Here is a 19,024-nt window from a genome sequence, read left to right as displayed (position 1 = left end):
CTTCAGATCCCGACGCCGAGCTCGGCCTCCAGATGCCGGCGGGTGGCGGCTTCCAGGGCCTCGGGCCAAGCCGCGCCGACCTGCGCCGCAAGGGCTCGCGCCCGGGGCAGGAAGACGCGCGCCACGGCGAGGTTGGCCCGCAGCAAGGCCTCCCGCTCGAGCGGCGGCGGAACCAGGCCCTCCAGCAGGGCCCGCTGCTCGGGCGTGAGGAAGGGGTTGAGCCGCTTGGCGCCGCGCTGCGGTGCGCCGGCTTCCTCCAACATCAGGTCCGTCAGCATGCCGCGCAGCAAGGCCTCGCCCTGCTGCACCACCAGCCACTCCTGGCGCCCGAAGCCGACGGGCGACAGGCCCAGAACCCGCAGGAACTCCTCGACCAGCGCCGCGAGCCGGGCGGCCGCCCCGCCGTCCCCGGCAAGCCCGCGCGGCGGCGGAGCGGGGGCCGCGTCGCCCCACAGCGGCTTCATCGCCGCGCGGTCCATCCGCGCGAACTCCTCCGGCGTCACGAAGGCGATGTCGAAACGTCGCCACTCCGGCGTCACCGCAGTCAGGATTCGGCCGTAGATCGCCCGCGCCAGCACCGTCTGCGGCGCGCCCGGTCGTCCGGTGAGATGGTCGGAGAGGCAGGCGGCGCGATCGTCGGCCGCGGTCACCGCCGCCAGGTCGACATCGCTCCAGACGTCGCCTTCGCCCTTTCCGAGGCTGCCGGTCAGCCAGATGGAGCGCACGCGCCGATCGCCGGCGAGCACGCCGACCAGTTGCTCGATCAGGGCGGCTTGGGCTGCATCCATGGGGCGCGCCTCCTGTGCGACAGGCTGGCGCGTGGCTCCGACCAGGCGCAAGCGACTTCTACGCGCGAACGTCGTGAGCGGGGCTCACGGAACCGGGAGCGCCGCGCCCCGACAGCACGGCTTTTTCTTGCATTCGGAATGTTTCGGGAACAACCGGAACCCTTTGCGCTGTAAGCGATCACATTGTGTCAGGAATGTAAGATCAAAACCGTTGACGGTCGGGCGCCGGTCCCGCAGGTTGGCGTGGATCATACTCGGATTTCGGCCCCCGGCGGGGGTCGTCGTCCGGCAAGAACAAGCCCGCGGCGACCGCTCGGCCGCCCGCGGCGGGAGGAGACAGGCGCCTGGCGACCCGTACGCCATGAGTCCAGCCGCGGCCTGGCGCGCAAGGCGCGCCGCCGATCCTCCCAAGGACCGTTTCGATCGCCTCGCCGCACGGGGAGGCGACCGGCCGCCGCAGATTTCGAGATGCGGCCGGGCGATTTCGTTGGGGAGTATTGCATGACCGCCACGGCGACCGTCATCGACCGCCCGCCCTTGGGCTTCGGGACGAAACTGCTCTACGCCTGCGGATCCACGGCCAGCGCCATCAAGCTGCGCGCGCTCGGCACCTTCCTGATGATCTTCTACAACCAGGTGGTCGGCCTGCCGCCGCAGACCGTGACCCTGGTGCTGATGATCGCCCTGATCTTCGACGCCCTCGTCGACCCGCTGGTCGGCCAGATCTCCGACAACTTCAAATCCAGGCTCGGGCGGCGGCATCCTTTCATGTACGCCGCTGCGATCCCGTTCCCGCTGGCCTTCTTCCTGCTCTGGAACCCGCCGCAGGGCTGGTCGGACGGGGCGCTGTTCTTCTACCTGCTGGCCTGCCTGCTGACCTTGAGGTTCTGCGACACCTTCTTCGAGCTGCCGCACAGCGCGCTGGCCCCGGAACTGGCCAAGGACTACGACGAGCGCACCAGCCTGATCTCCATGCGCCTGCTGTTCGGCGTGATCGGCGGCCTGGGCATGACCGTGATGGCCTATCAGGTGTTCCTGAAGGAGGCGCCGGACGGCTCGGGCGGGGTGCTCGCCCGCGACGGCTACTTCGCCTATTCGCTGACCGCGGCGCTCATCATCTTCGCGGCCATCCTGATCTCGACCCGCGGAACCCAGGGCCAGATCCCCTACCTGCGCGCCGCGCCGGCCCGCAAGGCCACCTTCAAGGCCATGGCCCGCGAAGTGGCCCACACCCTGAACAACAAGGCCTTCGTCATCGCCACCCTGACCGGCATGTTCGTGGCCGTCGCCACCGGCGCGCGCAACGGGCTGGAAATCTATTTCGGGCTCTATTTCTGGGAGCTGACCCAGGGCCAGCTGGCCCTCATCACCATGGTCAATGTCGCGGGCGCCGCCTTCGGCGTGGTGCTGGCGCCGCGGGTCGGCCGGCGGTTCGGCAAGAAGTACGGCTGCATCCTGGTCTTCACCTCGGCGCTTTTGGTGGGGATCGCGCCGGTGGTCCTACGGCTGATGGGGCTGTTGCCGCCCAACGGCACGGACCTGCTGTTCGCCATCCTGGTCGGCGAAACCTTCGTGAACACGGCGCTTGCCGGCGCCACCGGGGTGCTGCTGGTCTCCATGGTGGCCGACGTGATCGAGGATGCAGAGGTCAAGACCGGTCGCCGGTCGGAGGGCCTGCTGCTTTCCGCCGACAACCTCTTCAAGAAGATCGTCTCGGGCGTCGGGGTGTTCATCTCCGGCTCGATCCTGGCCTTCATCAATTTCCCGGAGAACGCGCAGCGCGGAGGGGTCCCGCAGGAGACCCTCACCGACCTCGGCATGATCTACATCCCCACCGTGGCCGCGCTCTACGGCGTCGGCATCCTCTGCATCTTCGCCTTCAACATCGACCGGGCCAAGCACGAGGACAATCTGCGAAGGCTGCGGGAGGCCGCAGCGGCGGCCGACGCCGCAGGTCTCGTCGAAGATGAAGCCGGCGGCGCGCCGGGACTGGCCGGGGGCGCCTCGCCCCTGGGCGTGAAGGCTTAAGTTCAGGACGCCTCCCATGACTACTACGACCGCCGCCGGCCTGCCGCCGCGCCCGCCGCTGACCCGCAAGACCAAGATCCTCTATGGGATGGGGGCCGCGGCCAACATCATCAAGCAGCGGGGCATCACCGCCTTCCTGCTGCTGTTCTACAATCAGGTTATCGGCCTGCCGCCGGCCATGGTGTCGACGGCGATCATGATCGCGCTGATCTTCGACGCCTTCGTCGATCCGCTGGTCGGTCAGATCTCCGACAACCTGCGCACCCCCTGGGGCCGGCGCCATCCGCTCATGTACATCGCGGCCCTGCCGGTCGCGATCGCCTTCTTCCTGATCTGGAACCCGCCGGCGGGATGGGAGCACGAGGCGCTCTTCATCTACATGCTGGTCTGCCTGCTCACCATCCGCCTCTTCGACACCTTCTTCGAGCTGCCGTCCTCCGCCCTGCTGGCGGAGCTGACCCAGGACTATGACGAGCGCACCGCGATCATCTCCATCCGCTCGTTCTGCGGCGTGGCGGGCGGCCTGATCATGCAGCTCCTGGTCTACCAGGTGTTCCTGAAGGAGAACCCCGACGGGACCGGCGGCCTGCTCTCCCGCGACGGGTGGATGACCTATTCGATCGTGGCGGCGATCACCATCTTCACCATCATCCTGATCTCCAGCGCCGCCACCCACCACCAGATCCCCTATCTGCGCCAGCCGCCGGCCCGGAAGGCGACCATCCCGGCCATGCTGCGCGAGGTGGCGGCCACCCTGAACAACCGCTCCTTCGTGGTGCTGACGGTCTCGGGCATGTTCATGAACGTGTCGCTGGGGCTGAAGCACGCGCTGGAAATCTACTTCAATCTCTACTTCTGGGGCCTGAAGCAGAGCCAGCTGGCGGTGCTGACCGTCACCGGCGTCGTCGCCAGCGTCATCGGCGTGACCCTGGCACCGAAGATCGCCGCGAAGTTCGGCAAGCGGACCGCCGCCATCGTGTGTTTCTTCGGCGCCGTCGTGGCGCTGCTGCTGCCCATCGGCCTGCGCATACTGGGCTGGATGCCGGCGAACGGCACCAACCTGCTGTTCGGCATCCTGATCGTGGACTTCATGGCCAACGGCGCCCTGGCCATCATGACCGGCATCATGCTGCAGTCCATGATCGCCGACGTGGTGGAGGACAGCGAGGTCAAGACCGGCCGCCGGTCGGAAGGCCTGCTGTTCTCGGCCGACAACCTCTTCAAGAAGATCGTCTCCGGCGTCGGCGTCTTCGTCTCCGGGGCGCTGCTCGCCTTCGTCGCCTTCCCGCAGGGCGCGCGGCCCAATCAGGTGGACCCCGAGCTCCTGCGCAACCTGGCGCTCATCTATCTGCCGACGATCGGCGGCTTCTACGCCGTGGCCATCACCTGCCTGTTCCTCTACCGGATCGACAAGACGATCCACGAGGAGAACCTGCGCAAGCTGGCCGAAGGCGCCCTGGAGGCCCGCACCACCGATGCGGAGATCGAAGGGGCCGCGCCGGCCGCCACGGGGCCAGCCGGCGATCTCTCGCCGGTGGCGCCCAGATCGTAGAAAGCCGGCGCTACTTCGAGATCCGCAGCCGGCTGATCTCCTGGCCGATGGCCTTGAAGGCGTCCTTCAGGGCGGTGCCGCCGGAGGGGAGGTAGACGTGCTGCGGGCTCGTGGCGCACGCCTTCACGAAGTCGGTCGCGGTCTTGTCGCTGCCGATGTTGAAGCCCACCGTATAGATCGTGATCCCCTTGGCCTTGATATTGTCGCAGAGCTTGTAGGCCTGGGAGAATGAGGACCCGTTGGTGGCGTTGCAGTTGATCCGGACGTTGCTGCTCCCGAACCCGTCCTTGCTGTTCACGCCTTTGCAGTAGTGGGTGTTGAAGGCGCCGTCCGTCATCAGCACCAGCACCTTCATGGTTTCCGGCGCGGAGTAGGCGGCCGGCTGGCTCGAGCCGGTCCAGACGCCCTGCCACTCCGGCGAGATCATGTACCAGCCCCAGGCCAGGCCGATGTGGCCGGCTGTGGACCCGTCCGACACAAGGGATTCGATCTTCGTCTTCAGCACGCTCTTGCTGCTGGTCAGCGGTTCTATCTCGCCGGACGAGCACTTGGTGTTCGATTCCGACCCGGCATAGTGGAAGCCGACCTTCGCCGTAGATGGCGGGGCTTCCGTATAGGCTTCAGCGCCGGTCCGCTCGGTCGCGCAGTTGGTCGCATTGAAGAGGACCGAGGCGCCTGACGCCGCCGTGAAGCGCTGCGAGGGGCATCCCTCCGCCCGGCACTGGGCCGTACCGCCCTTGCTGTAGGTCTTGTAGCCGGAGCCGTTCACGCCCTTGAGCTGGAAGGTGTCGGCGGTGCGGCCGGCGACCTCGAACTCCTTGTTGTTCAGCTCGGTCATGCCGCTGACGCCGGAGATGTAGACGATCTCGCCGTTCTGCAGGCCGTGATCGGCCGAGGTGATCACGACCGGGGAGGTCTTGGTGGCCTTGGTGATGGCCGTCGCTTCGCGCGGCGCGCCCCGCACCGTATCTCGATAGGCGGAGGGGATCTGCACGCCGGCGGCGTAGGGGACCAGCGCCACCTTGGAGTAGTAGGGCGCCTGCACGTCCTGCACGACGAGGTCGACCAGATCCTTGGCCGCGGTGCGCAGGTTCCCGATCTGGCCACTCATGGAGCCGGTGGTGTCCAGAACCACGGCCACTTCCAGGTTCACCGAGTTCCTCACGACCTCGGAATTGGCCTGCAGGTTATTCTGCTCCCAGACGGCCGGCGCAAATCCCGGAGGGGTGATCGAGGCGCTGGCCACCACCTTACGCCCGTCGACCAGCGCGAAGTTGTAGTCGACGATCCTCTGGTCGGGCGGCAGGTTCAGGTTGGCCGCCAGCACGCCGTAGCCCATGGCCTTGATCTTGTCGGCGTCGGTCTCGGTGGAGCGGGCCACATAGAGGGTGGCGGTGTCGAGCGCGTCCTGCAGCTGCCCGCGCTGGGTCGTCGACAGATAGACGTCGATCAGGCCGAGTGTCAGCGGCGCCAGCAGGAGAAGGGCGACCGCGACGAACACGGCCGCCGCCCCGCTGGTATCGGCGCTCCCCCGGCGGAGGAGAGCGGCCAGTTTGGAGACCGGTCGGCGCAGCCCATGGCCGCCCGGTTTGCGTTCGATCGTCACGCCAGATCCCCCGGCTCGCGGAATTCCAGCCGCCAGGATCGCAGAACAGCGTAAACGAATAGCGCCGAAATGCGGTAAACGGGGCCTTTCGACCCCGTACCGCTTACCAGCCGCAGCGTTCGCCGCGGTTCTGGCGGGTCAGCCAGGCGTCCAGCGGCCGGAAATATTCGGCCACGGCGCTGGCGTCGGTGGCCCGCTCTCCGGTGAAGGCCGCCAGCGCCTCCGGCCACGGCCTCGAAGCGCCCATCTCCATCATGGCGTTGAACCGGCGCCCGACTTCCTTCTGGTCATAGACCGAGCAGCGGTGCAGCGGTCCCTTCCAGCCGGCCTGGCGGCAGGCGGCCCGATGAAACTGGAACTGGTAGATGTGGGCCAGGAAGTAGCGGGTGTAGGGCACGTTCCCGGGCACGTGGTACTTCGCACCGGGGTCGAAGGCGTCCGCCGGCCGCGGGCCGGGCGGGGCGATCCCCTGGTAGCGGGTGCGCAGGGTCCACCAGGCGTCGTTATAGGTCGCCGGCGTCGCCTCGCCGGAGAACACCTGCCAGCGCCAGCGGTCGACCAGCAGGCCGAACGGCAGGAAGGCGATCTTGTCGAGCGCCATCTTCAGCAGGAACGGGATGTCCTCCTCAGCCCCCGGCGCCCGATCGAGCAGGCCGATCTGCTGCAGATAGGTGGGCGTCAGGGCCGAGAGCCCCACGAAGTCGCCGATCGCCTCGTGGAAGCCGTCATTGGCTCCGTTCTTGAACAGGTAGTCCTGATCCTTGTAGGCGCGCTGGTAGTAGTTGTGCCCGAGTTCGTGATGGACGGTGTAGAAATCGTCCCCGTTCACCTTGGTGCACATCTTGATGCGGATGTCGTCGCGGTCGTCCAGGTCCCAGGCCGAGGCGTGGCAGACCACCTCCCGGTCGCGCGGGCGGACGATCATCGAGCGGGCCCAGAAGGTCTCCGGCAGAGGCGCCAGGTCCATGGAGACATAGAAGGCCTCGCCCGTGCGGACCATCTTCTCTGGATCGTAGCCCTTGTCGACCAGCAGCTTGTCGAGGCTGTAGCTGGAGGCTGCGGTCTTCGGCTGCACCACGTCGTAGATGTTGCCCCATTGCTGGGCCCACATATTGCCCAGCAGGTCGGCGCGGATCGGCCCGGTGCGCGGCTGCACCGCGTCGCCATAGGTTTCGTTCAGCCGGGCCCGCACATAGCAGTGCAGGTTGCGGTAGAACGGCTCCACCTGCTTCCACAGCCGGTCGGTCTCGGCGGCGAAGGCGTCGGGATCCATGTCGTAGGCTGAGCGCCAGAGCGCGCCGGTGTCCTTGAAGCCCAGACCCTGCGCGCCTTCGTTGGAAAGGCCGACGAAGCGGGCATAGTCGTCTCTTATCCCCGCGCCGACCGCGTGCCAGCCTTCCCAGACCGCCTTCAGCTCGGCCGGATCGCGGCTTTCGGCCAGGACGTCCTCGGCGTCGTTCAGGGTGAGCGTCTTGCCCTTGTGCTCCAGCTTTCCGCTGGAATAGGTCGAATCCATCCGGGTGGTCAGGGTGGAGATTTCCGCCGCCGCGCCCGGGCGGTCCGGCGCTGGCGAGACCAGATAGAGCTTCAGGAGCTTCAGCTTGCGCGCGGTGACCGGGTCGGCCGCCACCCCGTCGAAGCGCGCCGCCTCCTTGGCGTAGCGGGTGACCAGTTCGTTCTGCTCGGCCGTGGCCTTGGCCTCCAGCCACTGGGTGTCTTCGGTGATGTAGGTGGCCCGCACCCAGGCGGACTTGGCGACGTACTCGCTGAAGGCCGCGAGTTCGGCCTCGGCCTTCTCGACGAAGGCCTTGGCCTCCGCCGGGCTCGGCCGGCCCTGGGCCGCCGCCGGGCCGAACGCCAGAAGGGCGACCGCCGTGGCCGCCAGGAGGGTGTTTTTCATGCGAAGGGCGTCCTTGCGCGGAAAAGGAAACGCAGCGCCAAGCGGCGCCGCCATGACCGCGATGGAGCCCAGCCGAGGCCGAGCCGTCAAGCCTTAGGCGCGGGCCTCCGCCGCCGCCTGGCGGATCGCGGACTCCACGGCCGCTTGGGCGCTGGTCTGGCTGAGATCCAGGCCCTGCGCCACCGTCTCGCCGTCCTCGTCGAAAATCCGCCAGGACCAGCCGGCTTCGTCGCGAACGAGGGAATAGGCGAACGGCAAATCTGTCATGGCGGTCTCCCACCCAAACTTTGCTGCAATGCAGCAGGCACACGGAATGACGACTCGAACGCCCGTTCGAGTCAAGGGTTTCCGCCGCTGCGCTGCAACAGGATCAGAATAATGTGAGTTGCACCTGAAGAAGATTTGGCCGTTCCCGGCAGGCAGGAGGATCCCATGCCAGAGGCCCAGGTCCTGCAGGACCAAGCCCGCGCCCTGCTGCGGGAAGCCGCCCTCGTCGCCGGAACCTGGGTTCCTGCAGGCGCGGAGGCGATCACGGTCGACAACCCCGCCGACGGTTCGATCCTGGGGCGGGTTCCCAAGCTCTCGGTTCAGGAGGTGGACGAGGCGATCGCCGCCGCCGCCGGGATCTTCCCCGCCTGGGCCAAAGCCGGCGGCAGGAGCCGCGGTGAGGCCCTGCGGCGCTGGGCCGAGCTCGTCACCCGCCACGAGGAAGGCCTTGCGGCCCTGATCTCGCTCGAGAACGGCAAGCCGTGGAAGGAGGCGCTGGGCGAGGTGCGCTACGCCAATTCCTTCATCGCCTGGTTCGCCGGCCTGGCCGAGCACGTCGATGGCCGCACGATCGACGGCGGGACCGGCCTGATCCTCGCTTTCCGTGAGCCCGTGGGGCCGGTGGCGGCGATCACGCCGTGGAACTTCCCGGCCGCCATGATCACCCGCAAGGCCGCGGCCGCCTTCGCCGCCGGCTGCCCGGTGGTGCTGAAGCCCGCCTCGGCCACGCCCTTCACCGGCCTTGCGCTCGCCGCCCTGGCCCTCGAGGCGGGCGTTCCCGCACCGTGCTTTTCGGTGGTCACCGGCGACTCCGCGGTGGTCGGCGCCCGCCTCGCCGAATCGGAGCTGATCCGCAAGCTCTCCTTCACCGGCTCCACCCAGGTGGGCCGCAAGCTCGCCGGCCAGTGCGCGCCAACCCTGAAACGCCTCTCCATGGAGCTGGGCGGCGCCGCGCCCCTGATCGTCTTCGACGACGCCGACCTGGAAACGGCCGTGGCGGGGACCATGGTCGGCAAGTTCCGCGCCGCCGGCCAGACCTGCGTCTGCCCGAACCGCATCTATGTCCAGGCCGGGATCCAGGACGCCTATCTGGAGCGCCTGGCCGCCCGGATCGCCGAGCTGAAGGTGGGCGACCCCTTCGAGCCGGGCGTCGAGATCGGGCCGCTGATCGACCGGGGCGGCCTGGCCAAGGTTGAGGACCACATCGCCCGCACCCGGGCCGCCGGGGGCGAGATCCTGGTCGGCGGCGGGCGGCACGCGCGCGGCGGACTCTACTTCCAGCCCACCCTGACCTTCGGCGGCGACGAGCCGCTGTTCCGCTGCGAAGAGACCTTCGGCCCCGTCTGCCCGACCTTCGCCTTCGAGACCGAGGAGGAGGCGCTCGCCCGCGCCAACGCCTCGGAGTTCGGCCTCGCCGCCTTCGTCTTCACCCGCGACCTCGATCGCGCCCTGCGCATCGGCCGCGCCATCGAGGCCGGCATGGTCGGGATCAACACCGGCCTGATCTCCGACGCCGCCAATCCGTTCGGCGGGGTCAAGCAGTCCGGCTATGGCCGCGAGGGCTCGGCCTACGGCCTCGACGACTATCTGCAGGTGAAGTCCCTCACCCTCGCGCCGTCGGGAACAACCGCCGGTCGTTGACGCGACTGCGCCTTCGCGCTCCCCTGCCACGGTTCGAGTTCGACAGGGGGCTTAAGCCATGGCCAGCGACGAGACGCCCACGACGCCCGTGGCGAAGGCCTGGGCGCGCCTGCGCAGCCTGGCCAGCGTGAAGAACCTGCGCGGCGTCGCCGCCGGCGCCTTCCTGATCGCCGCTTTCGGCGGCGGCTTCCTCACGGCCCAAGGGCTCGAGGGCCGCTGGCCCTGGACCATATCGACAGCGTCGCCGGAACCCGGCGCGCAGGGCTGGTCGCTGTTCGGCAAGCCGCGCGGGGCCGATGCGCCCCGGCGCGGGATTCCGAAGCCCGAGGGATTCGCCGTCTGGCGCACCCGGATCGACACCTCACGGACCGAGCCCGCCGCCTGCGTTGAGATGACCCGGCCGCTCGATCCCGCCAAGTCCTATGCCGACTTCGTGCTGGTCTCGCCCGACCTCGGCCGCGCCCCGGCCGTGGCGGCGCGGGGCGCGGAGCTCTGCATCGCCGGCATCGGCTTCTCCGACCGCCGCGTCACGCTCTTGAAGGGCCTGCCCGCGCGGGGCGGCGAGACCCTGGCGGCCAACGCCGACGTGGATTTCACCTTCGGGGAGAAGCCGCCCTATGTGGGCTTCGCCGGCGAAGGCGTGATCCTGCCGCGGGAGGACGCCGACGGGATCGGCATCGAGACGATCAACGTCTCGCGGCTCTCCATCGAGGTCTGGCGCGTCGTCGATCGCAACCTGACCCGCAAGGCGATCAGCGCGCCCGAACCCACGGCCGAGGGCGAGTGGCCCGCCGACTACGGCGCCGACAGCCCCGACGAGGAAGGCCGCATCGTCTGGAGCGGCGAAGTGGCGGTGAACCCCGGCGCCGGCGGCGAGCGCGCCACCACGGTCTTCCCGCTGGGCGCCGTGCTGCGCGAGATGAAGCCGGGCGCCTATGTGGTGAAGGCGCGCGACGCCTCCGGCGGCCGCAGCCTCGCCGACCGCGACGGCTACGACCCCAATCCGCCAGCCCAGGCCCGCCGCTGGGTGGTGTTCACCGACATGGCGCTCTCGGCCTACGAAGGCTCCGACGGCCTGGACGTGATCGCCCGGTCGCTGAAGACCGCCAAGCCCCTGCCGAACCTGCGCGTCGCGTTGGTGGCCCGCAACGGCGAGGACCTGGCCGAGGGACGCACCGACGCCAACGGCCGGGTGCGTTTCGACCGCCCCCTGCTGGACGGATCGGGTTCGGTCGACGCCAAGATGGTGATGGCCTATGGCGGCCAGGGCGACCTGGCGGTGCTCGACCTCGACCGCCCGCCGGTCGACCTCTCCAAGCAGGGCATCGGCGGCCGAACGGATGCGGCGTCCACCACCGCCGGGCGCGCCGCCTCCGGAGTGGTGGACGCCTATGTCTATGCCGATCGGGGCATCTACCGGCCCGGCGAGACCGTGCGCCTGAACGCCCTGCTGCGCGACCGCGAGGTGCGGGCGGTGAAGGACCGCAAGGGCGTGATCGTCGTGCGCCGGCCCTCCGGCGTCGAGTACCGCCGCTATCCCTTCGACCGGGCGCCGCTGGGCTCCATCGCCGCCGACATCGAGCTGCCGCGCAGCGCGCCCCGCGGCCGCTGGCGGGCGGTGCTGGAGATCGAGGGCATGGAGCGGCCCGCCGGCGAGCTGGTCTTCTCGGTCGAGGACTTCGCGCCCCAGCGCCTGGCCGTCACCGCCGTGGGCCAGGAGGCGACGCCGCTGCGCGCCGGCGAGACCCGCAACGTCGAGGTCTCGGCGCGCTTCCTCTACGGCGCCGCCGGCGCCGGCCTGCAGGCCGAAGGCGAGGCCCGGCTGCGGGCCGATCCCAACCCCTTCCCGGCGCTCGAGGGTTATCAGTGGGGCGACCAGCGCGAGCCCTTCGAGGAGCGGTTCCTGGAGCTTGGCCGCACTGTCACGGACGGCGAGGGGCGCGCGGTCCTGTCGCTCTCGACTCAGGAAGCCGGCGAAACCGCCCAGCCCCTGACCGCAGCCTTCACCGCCAGCGTGTTCGAACCCGGCGGCCGCCCGGTGCGCGAAGGGCTGGAGCTGAAGGTGCGCACGCGCCCGGTCTATCTGGGCGTCAAGGTCGATCAGGGCGAGGCTTCGGGCGGCGGCGATCCGCCGGTGGCTCTCAGCGTCGTGGCCGTCGATCCCGCCGGGCGCCGCATCGCGGCGGGCGGGGTGACCTACGCCCTCATCTCCGAAAATTGGGATTACGACTGGTTCCAGCAGGACGGCCGCTGGCAGTGGCGGCGCACCAGCCGCGACGTGATCGTCCAACGCGGAACCTTCGACGTGGGCGCCGGCGATCCGGCCCGGATCGTCCGCCGCCTCGGCTGGGGCGACTACCGGCTGGAGCTCACCGGACCCGAGGGCGCGCGCACCGTCGTGCGCTTCGCCTCCGGCTGGGGCGCGCCGGCCCGCGACGTCGAGGCGCCCGACTTCGTGCGGGTCAGCGTCGGAAACCGCGCCTACGCCCAGGGCGACACGGTCGAAGTGAACCTCAAGCCCCCCTATGGCGGCGAGCTGCAGGTGGCGGTCGCCACCGACCGGCTGATCGACTTCCGAACCATGACCATCGGCCGCAACGGCGCCACGGTGCGCCTGAAGACCGATGGAGCCTGGGGCGGCGGCGCCTATGTGCTGGTCTCGGTGATCCAGCCGCGCGATCCGGTCTCCTCGCCCAAGCCGCGACGGGCGCTGGGCCTGATCTACGTACCGCTCGATCCCAAAAACCGCCGCCTGGACGTCGCTCTCGACACGCCTTCGAAGATCGACGCCAAGCAGGCGCTGGAGGTGCCGATCACCATCCGAGGGACCGGCTTCGGCGGCCGGGCGCGGGTCACCCTGGCGGCGGTGGACGAGGGCGTCCTGCGCCTGACTCGGTTCGAGAGCCCCGATCCGGTGAAGTGGTACTTTGGCAAGCGGGCCCTGACCCTGAACTACCGGGACGACTACGGGCGCCTGCTCGACCCGAATCTCGGGGCCCCGGCCAATGTGAGCTTCGGCGGCGACGGGATCGGCGGCGAGGGGCTGACCGTCACCCCGATCCGCACCATCGCCCTGTGGTCCGGCGTGGTGGAGACCGGCCTCGACGGCAGGGCGGTGATCCGCCTGCCTGCGCCCGACTTCAACGGCGAGCTTCGCCTGATGGCGGTGGCCTGGACCGACACCGCCGTCGGCGGGACCTCGAAACCGCTCACCGTCCGCGAGCCCGTAGTCGCCGACCTCGCCCTGCCGCGCTTCCTGGCTCCGGGCGACAAGGCCTTCGCGACGCTGGAGCTGCACAATATCGAGGGCCGGGCCGGCGCCTATCTGGCCGAGCTCACGGCCGAGGGCGGCCTCTTGGCGCCGTTCCGCCGGGCCTTCGAACTGGCGACTGGCCAGCGCGTGGCCGAACGCATCCCCTTCGACGCCCCCAGCCGGGCGGGCGTCGGCAAGGTCGGCTTCAAGGTGACCGGCCCCGGCTTCTCCACGGCGCGGGACTATCCCATCCAGACCCGTCTCGGCTGGAGCCCCGTCACCCGCACGACCACGGCGCTGCAGGCGCCGGGCGCGGCCTTCACGCCGGCCCCGGATCTCCTCGCAGGCCTGGCGGCCGGCGACGTCACCCTCCAGGTCAGCTATTCGCCCTTCCGCGGTTTCGATCCCGGCCCCATCGCCAACGCCCTGTCGCGCTTCCCGTACGGCTGCACCGAACAGATCGTCTCGGCGGCCTATCCCCTGCTCTACGCCGGCCAGACCGCCACCGATCCGCGCGCCCGCCGCGCGGCGCCGGCGGCCTTGCAGCAGGCGGTGGGGCGGGTGATCGACCGCCAGACGCTGGACGGCGCCTTCGGCCTCTGGCGGGTGGGCGACGGCGAGGCCGACGCCTGGCTCGGCGCCTACGCCACCGATTTCCTGATCGAAGCCAAGGCCGCCGGCGCCGGCGTGCCGCAGGAGGCCGTCGACCGCGCGCTTTCCGCCATGCGCCAGATTTCACGGCCGGAGGGCTGGGCCTCGGTCTCCTACCGCCTCGACTATCCCGAATGGTGGGCGGGCTCGCCCGACGCCTCGCGCCGGGCCACCCAGGCCATGCGCAGCCGCGCCTCGGCCTACGCCCTCTATGTGCTGGCCAAGGGCGGACGCGGCGATCTCGCTCGCCTGCGCTGGTGGCACGACGTCCAGATGAAGAACGAGGCCTCGCCCATCGCCAAGGCGCATGTGGGGGCGGGCCTCGCCCTGATGGGCGACCGCGCCCGCGCCCGCTCGGCCTTCCGCCAGGCGGTCCGCTCGCTCGGCCACCGCGAGACCGGCGACTGGTATCAGAGCCCGTTGCGCGACCTCGCCGCCGTGATCGCCCTCGCCTACGAGGCCGGCGAGACCGATCTCGCCCGCAGCCTTCAGGGGCGGCTGGAGAACGCCGTCAAGGACCCCGACTCCCTGAACACTCAGGAACAGGCCCGCCTGTTGCAGGCCGCGCACCGGATGCTGCAGGCGGCCGGCCCCATGCGTATCGAGGCGACCGGCGTCACCGCGCTCTCGCCTGCTGGCGGCGCGCCACGCTGGGCGGTAGGGCGGCTGGCCGAAGCACGGTTCGTGAACGCCGGCCAGGGACCGCTCTGGCGCACGGTCACCGTCACAGGCGCGCCGGTGGCCGCGCCGCGGGCGGAGGAGAATGGCCTGTCGCTGTCGAAGCGCATCCTCACCCTCGAAGGCCGCCCGGCCGATCCCTCGCGCCTGACCCAGGGCCAGCGGGTGATCGTGCTTGTCTCCGGCCGCTCGGCCCAGGCCCGCTCCATGGCCCTGGTGGTCGACGACGCCTTGCCCGCCGGCTTCGAGATCGAGACCGTGCTCGGCGCCGACGACGCCCAGGCCGGCCCCTTCCGGTTCCTCGGCGAGCTTTCGGCCGCCGACGTGCAGGAGGCGCGCGACGACCGCTATGTGGCCGCTCTCGACCTGCCGGGACGTTCGAACTTCGCCTTCGCCTATGTGGCCCGCGCGGTCACCCCCGGCGACTTCCTGCTGCCCGGCGCCGAGGCGCGCGACATGTACCGGCCCAGCATCAACGCCCGCACCGCGCCCGGCCGCGCGGCCATCGCGCCGGGGCCGTGAACAGGGTCAAAGGCAGATACTCCCCCATTGGGGGAGGTGGGCCGGCGCGCCCGGGCCGGGCCGGAGGGGGAACTGCTGAGTCGCAGTCCCCCTCAGTCGGCGGCGGCGACAGCTCCCCCAGGACGGGAGCATCCGGGACTGCGCAAGCCATCGTTCACCGCCTGACCCTCGCGCTCCTGGCGCTGCTCGTGCTGGAGACCGCCGTCTTCGCCCTCGACGCGCTATTTCCGCCGGACCTCGCCCGTGGCGAGCGCTCCTCTCCGGTGGCGCTCGACCGGCGCGGAGTGTGGCTCCGCGCGCTGCCGGTGGAGGACGGCCGTTGGCGCATCCGCGCCGACCTTGAACGCACCGACGAGAGCTTCCGTCGCCACCTTGTCGCCGTCGAGGACGCCCGGTTCTGGATCCACCCCGGCGTCGATCCCCTGGCGGTGGGGCGGGCGGGCGCTGCGGCCCTGGCGCGCGGCCGGCCGAATTCAGGCGCCTCGACCATCACCATGCAGACGGCGCGCCTGCTGGAGCCGCGCCCCCGCACCCTCGGCTCAAAGCTGGTCGAGATGGTCCGCGCGGTTCAGATCGAGGCGCGCCTCTCCAAGCGCGAGATTCTGGCCCTCTATCTCACCCTCGCTCCCTATGGGGGCAACCTCGAGGGCGTGCGGGCCGCGAGCCTCTCCTATTTCGGCCACGAACCCTCCAGCCTGACGCCCGGCGAGCAGGCGCTGCTGATCGCCCTGCCCCAGTCGCCGGAGGCGCGGCGCCCCGACAGAAAGCCCGAGGCCGCCCGCGCCGCGCGCCAGGCCGTGCTCGACAAGCTGGTCCGCAAGGGCGGCCTGACCGAGGCCGAGGCGGCCGAAGCCGACGCCGAACCCCTGCCCCGCCGCAGCCCCTTTCCGGCGCTCGCCTGGCACGCCGCCGGAGACCTCGCCCGCGCCGCGCCGGCGGAAGACGCCTCGGTCGTCACCACCCTCGATGCGGGCCTGCAGGCGCGGCTGGAAGCCCTGGCGGAAGCCGCCGCCCGCGCCCAGGGACCGGACGCCACCGCCGCCATACTGGTGGTAGAGGTCGAGGGCCGTGCGGTCCGCGCGGCGGTGGGCTCGGGCGGCCTGTCGCGGCCGGGCGGCTGGATCGACATGACCCGCGCCGTCCGCTCGCCGGGCTCCACCCTGAAGCCCTTCATCTACGCCTTCGCCTTCGAGGCGGGCCTCGCCGCCCCCGACACTCGCCTTCAGGACGCGGCGCGTCGGTTCGGCGATTATCAACCGGAGAACTTCGATCGCGTCTTCCGCGGCGAGGTCTCCGCGCGCGAAGCCCTCGCCCATTCGCTGAACATACCCGCCGTGGCCCTGCTGGACAGGGTGGGTCCCGCCGCCTTCGAGGCGCGGCTCGACGCCGCCGGCGTCGACCTGCTGCGGCCGCGGGCCCAGACCCGCGAGGCGGGCCTGGCGCTGGCGCTGGGCGGGGCTGGGATCAGCCTGCGGGATCTCGCCGTGCTCTACGCCGCCCTCGCCGACGGGGGGATGGCCAAGCCCCTGGCCTGGACGCATGAGGCCGCCGAGCGCAACGCCCGCGCCCGCGGCGTGCGCCTGGTGGAGGCCGAGGCCGCCGAGGCCGTCCTGGCGATCCTGCGCGAGACCCCGGCGCCGGCCGGCTTCACGCCCGTGGCCCTGACCCGCGGCCGGCCGGCCATGGCCTTCAAGACCGGCACCTCTTACGGCTTCCGCGACGCCCTGGCCGCCGGTGTCGTCGGCCGCCATGTGGTTGTGGTCTGGACTGGCCGGGCCGACGGCGGGGCCCGTGGCGGGATCACCGGCCGCGACGTGGCCCTGCCCCTGCTGTTCGACGCCGCCGACCTGATCGACGCGCCGGTCGCCGCCCCCCGCCCGCTGGCGCCGCGCGAGGCGCCCCCAGCCCTGGTCCGCCTTGAGGCCGCAGAGGACGGCCCGCGCCTCATCTTCCCGCCGGACGGGGCGGTGGTCCAGGTGGAGACCTTCGGCCCCAAGGCGCGCGGCCTGGCGCTGGCCGCCGCGGGCGAGGACCTGGCCTGGTACGTCGCCGGCCAGCCGCTGGCGCCCGATCCGGTCGCCGGGCGGGTGATCTGGCGGCCGGAGAGCCCCGGCTTCTATCGCCTGCAGGTGGTCGACGCCGCCGGCCGGAAGGCCGAGGCCAAGGTGCGGGTGAAGGGCGGCTAACCGCCCAGCGTCTCCAGCTCTTGGCGGCTGGCGATGCTGGTGTTCAGGTCGGTCACCAGGCCGTCAGAGATGGAATAGACCCAGCCGTGCACGCAGAGGGACTGGCCCCGCGCCCAGGCCTCGCGGACGAAGACGTCGGAGGCGACGTTGCGCACCTGGCGGATCACGTTGAGCTCGGTCAGGCGGTTCATCCGGTCGTGGAGGTGCGGAATCGCTTCGAGCTCCGCGCGGTGCTGGACATAGACCTCGCGGATCGGGTGCAGCCAATGGTCGACCAGGCCGCGGCGCTGGCCGTCCACCGCCGCGGCGACGCCGCCGCAGCCGTAGTGGCCCACCACCATCACGTGCTTCACCTTCAGCACGTCGACGGCGAACTGCAGCACCGACAGGTAGTTCGCGTCCTGAGGCGGGGCGAGGTTGGCGACATTGCGGTGCACGAAGAGTTCGCCGGGATCGAGGCCCACGATCTCATTGGCCGGCACCCGGCTGTCCGCGCAGCCGATCCACAGGTACTGGGGGCTCTGCTGGCCTTCCAGGCGCTTGAAGAAGCCCGGATCGACCGAGAGCTTTCCCGCGGCCCAGCGGCGGTTGTTGGCCTTCAGTTCGTCAAGCACGCACGGCGTCCGGCTGGTTGTCGGGATGAGCGGCTGCGAAGGCGGGATGGGCGCGGGCGCGCTCCGCCGCCGCCCGGACGGCCGGGAAGGGCGCGAGGTCGACCTTGTAGCGCTCCGCAGAGTAGACCTGCGGGACGAGGCAGCAGTCGGCGAGCGTCGGGGTCTCTCCAAACGCGAAGCCGCGGCCGTGAGCGGCGACCATCGGCTCCAGGGCCGAGAAGCCGTCCTCGATCCAGCGCTTGGTCCAGGCTTCCCGCCCCGCTTCGTCGACGCCCAGGCGCGTGAGCTGCTGCTGGACGCGGAGGTTGTTCAGCGGATGAATGTCGCAGGCGACGACCCCCGCCATGGCGCGAACCCGCGCGCGGCCAAGCGGATCGGCCGGCAGCAGCGGCGGCTGCGGATGGGTTTCCTCCAGCCATTCCAGAATGGCCAGGCTCTGGGTCAGGACCTCGCCGTCGGCCACCAGAGCCGGGGTCAGGTGCTGGGCGTTGCGGGTCGCCACATAGTCCGCGGCGTGTTGGTCGCCGGCGATCAGGTTGACCGGGACATAGGCGTAGTCCAGGCCCTTCAGCGCCAGGCCGATCCGCACGCGATAAGGGGCTGTCGCCCGCCAGTAGGAGTGGAGCGTCAGGCTCACGAGGCCACCGTGAACGCCAGGCGGCCCACGCCCTCGATCTCGCCCTCCACGCGATCGCCCGGCCGTACGGCGCCGACGCCCTCCGGCGTTCCGGTGAAGATCAGGTCGCCGGGCGCGAGAGCCCAGAGCTTGGAAGCTTCGGCGATGATCTCCGGCACGTTCCAGATCATGTCCGAAATCGACGCCTGCTGACGAACGTCGCCGTTCACCGAAAGCGAGATGCGGCCTTGCGGCGGCGGGCCGGCCCAAGGCCGGATGGCGGAGATCGGCGCCGAGGCGTCGAAGCCCTTGGCGGCGTCCCACGGATGGCCCTTGGCCTTGGCGGCGGCCTGCAAGTCGCGCCGGGTCAGGTCGACCCCGGCCGCATAGCCGTAGACGAGATCGAGCGCCGCCTCAGGCGACACGCCTCGGCCGCCGCCCTTCAGCGCCACGACCAGCTCCATCTCATAGTGCAGATCCTCCGTGGCGGAGGGGTACGGCACGGGCGCGCCGGGCGGAACGACGGCGTCTGCGGGCTTGGCGAAGAAGAAGGGCGGATCGCGGTCGTCGCCCCCCATCTCGCGCCGGTGGGCGGCGTAGTTCCTGCCCACGCAGAGGATGCGCCGGACCGGGAAGAGGCCGCTCTCGCCCTCCACAGGCACGGCGGCGGGAACGGGCGGCGGCAGGACATAGGCGGTCATGAGCGCCGCCTTAACGCCCGC

At 70.7% G+C, this 19,024-nt stretch carries 12 protein-coding genes; 5 read left to right on the top strand and 7 right to left on the bottom strand.

What is annotated here, in order from left to right; translation table 11 throughout:
• Window positions 1-2 precede the first annotated feature (2 nt).
• Window positions 3-788, bottom strand: coding sequence for a hypothetical protein (locus ACK41C_RS07510; protein WP_409652265.1), 786 nt, complete (start codon window positions 786-788; stop codon window positions 3-5).
• A 501-nt stretch (window positions 789-1,289) separates the two neighbouring features.
• Between ACK41C_RS07510 and ACK41C_RS07505 the strand changes: the two genes are divergently transcribed.
• Window positions 1,290-2,816, top strand: a complete 1,527-nt coding sequence (locus ACK41C_RS07505; RefSeq protein WP_409652262.1) for an MFS transporter — start codon at window positions 1,290-1,292, stop codon at window positions 2,814-2,816.
• A gap of 16 nt (window positions 2,817-2,832) precedes the next feature.
• Window positions 2,833-4,368 carry an MFS transporter gene (locus tag ACK41C_RS07500; protein WP_409652259.1) on the top strand — a complete coding sequence of 512 codons (1,536 nt, stop codon included), beginning with the start codon at window positions 2,833-2,835 and terminating at the stop codon, window positions 4,366-4,368.
• A 10-nt stretch (window positions 4,369-4,378) separates the two neighbouring features.
• Here the strand turns inward: ACK41C_RS07500 and ACK41C_RS07495 are convergent, their stop codons facing one another.
• The 3 genes from ACK41C_RS07495 to ACK41C_RS07485 form a co-directional block, all read right to left on the bottom strand.
• The gene (locus ACK41C_RS07495; RefSeq protein ID WP_409652257.1) at window positions 4,379-5,974 is read right to left on the bottom strand and encodes a ubiquitin-activating E1 FCCH domain-containing protein; all 1,596 of its coding nucleotides are present in this window, start codon (window positions 5,972-5,974) and stop codon (window positions 4,379-4,381) included.
• A 103-nt stretch (window positions 5,975-6,077) separates the two neighbouring features.
• Window positions 6,078-7,874, bottom strand: a complete 1,797-nt coding sequence (locus ACK41C_RS07490; RefSeq protein WP_409652254.1) for a M2 family metallopeptidase — start codon at window positions 7,872-7,874, stop codon at window positions 6,078-6,080.
• A 93-nt stretch (window positions 7,875-7,967) separates the two neighbouring features.
• Complete coding sequence (locus ACK41C_RS07485; RefSeq protein WP_409652251.1) at window positions 7,968-8,141, bottom strand: hypothetical protein; 174 nt, start codon at window positions 8,139-8,141, stop codon at window positions 7,968-7,970.
• A gap of 165 nt (window positions 8,142-8,306) precedes the next feature.
• Between ACK41C_RS07485 and ACK41C_RS07480 the strand changes: the two genes are divergently transcribed.
• The 3 genes from ACK41C_RS07480 (at window position 8,307) to pbpC (ending at window position 17,072) form a co-directional block, all read left to right on the top strand.
• Window positions 8,307-9,782, top strand: a complete 1,476-nt coding sequence (locus tag ACK41C_RS07480; protein WP_409652248.1) for an NAD-dependent succinate-semialdehyde dehydrogenase — start codon at window positions 8,307-8,309, stop codon at window positions 9,780-9,782.
• Between the two features lie 58 nt (window positions 9,783-9,840).
• The gene (locus tag ACK41C_RS07475; RefSeq protein WP_409652246.1) at window positions 9,841-14,886 is read left to right on the top strand and encodes an alpha-2-macroglobulin family protein; all 5,046 of its coding nucleotides are present in this window, start codon (window positions 9,841-9,843) and stop codon (window positions 14,884-14,886) included.
• Between the two features lie 188 nt (window positions 14,887-15,074).
• Window positions 15,075-17,072 (top strand): penicillin-binding protein 1C, encoded by a 1,998-nt coding sequence (gene pbpC, locus ACK41C_RS07470; protein WP_409652244.1) that lies wholly within the window; start codon window positions 15,075-15,077, stop codon window positions 17,070-17,072.
• On the opposite strand, the gene ACK41C_RS07465 is transcribed toward pbpC, so the two are convergent.
• The 3 genes from ACK41C_RS07465 to ACK41C_RS07455 are packed head-to-tail and all read right to left on the bottom strand — an operon-like array spanning window position 17,069 to window position 19,003.
• Entirely contained in the window at window positions 17,069-17,686 is a 618-nt protein-coding gene (locus ACK41C_RS07465) for a carbonic anhydrase (protein WP_409652241.1), read from the bottom strand. The two genes, pbpC and ACK41C_RS07465, sit on opposite strands and share 4 nt — an antisense overlap.
• Window positions 17,679-18,323, bottom strand: a complete 645-nt coding sequence (maiA, locus tag ACK41C_RS07460; protein WP_409652238.1) for a maleylacetoacetate isomerase — start codon at window positions 18,321-18,323, stop codon at window positions 17,679-17,681. Before maiA ends, ACK41C_RS07465 begins: the two co-directional genes overlap by 8 nt.
• Entirely contained in the window at window positions 18,320-19,003 is a 684-nt protein-coding gene (locus tag ACK41C_RS07455) for a fumarylacetoacetate hydrolase family protein (protein WP_409652235.1), read from the bottom strand. The genes maiA and ACK41C_RS07455 overlap by 4 nt, the downstream gene beginning before the upstream one ends.
• Window positions 19,004-19,024 lie beyond the last annotated feature (21 nt).

Origin of the sequence: Phenylobacterium sp., assembly GCF_046290725.1 — a bacterium.
Taxonomy (GTDB): Bacteria; Pseudomonadota; Alphaproteobacteria; order Caulobacterales; family Caulobacteraceae; genus Phenylobacterium.
This window is presented reverse-complemented; position numbering and strand designations above follow the sequence as displayed.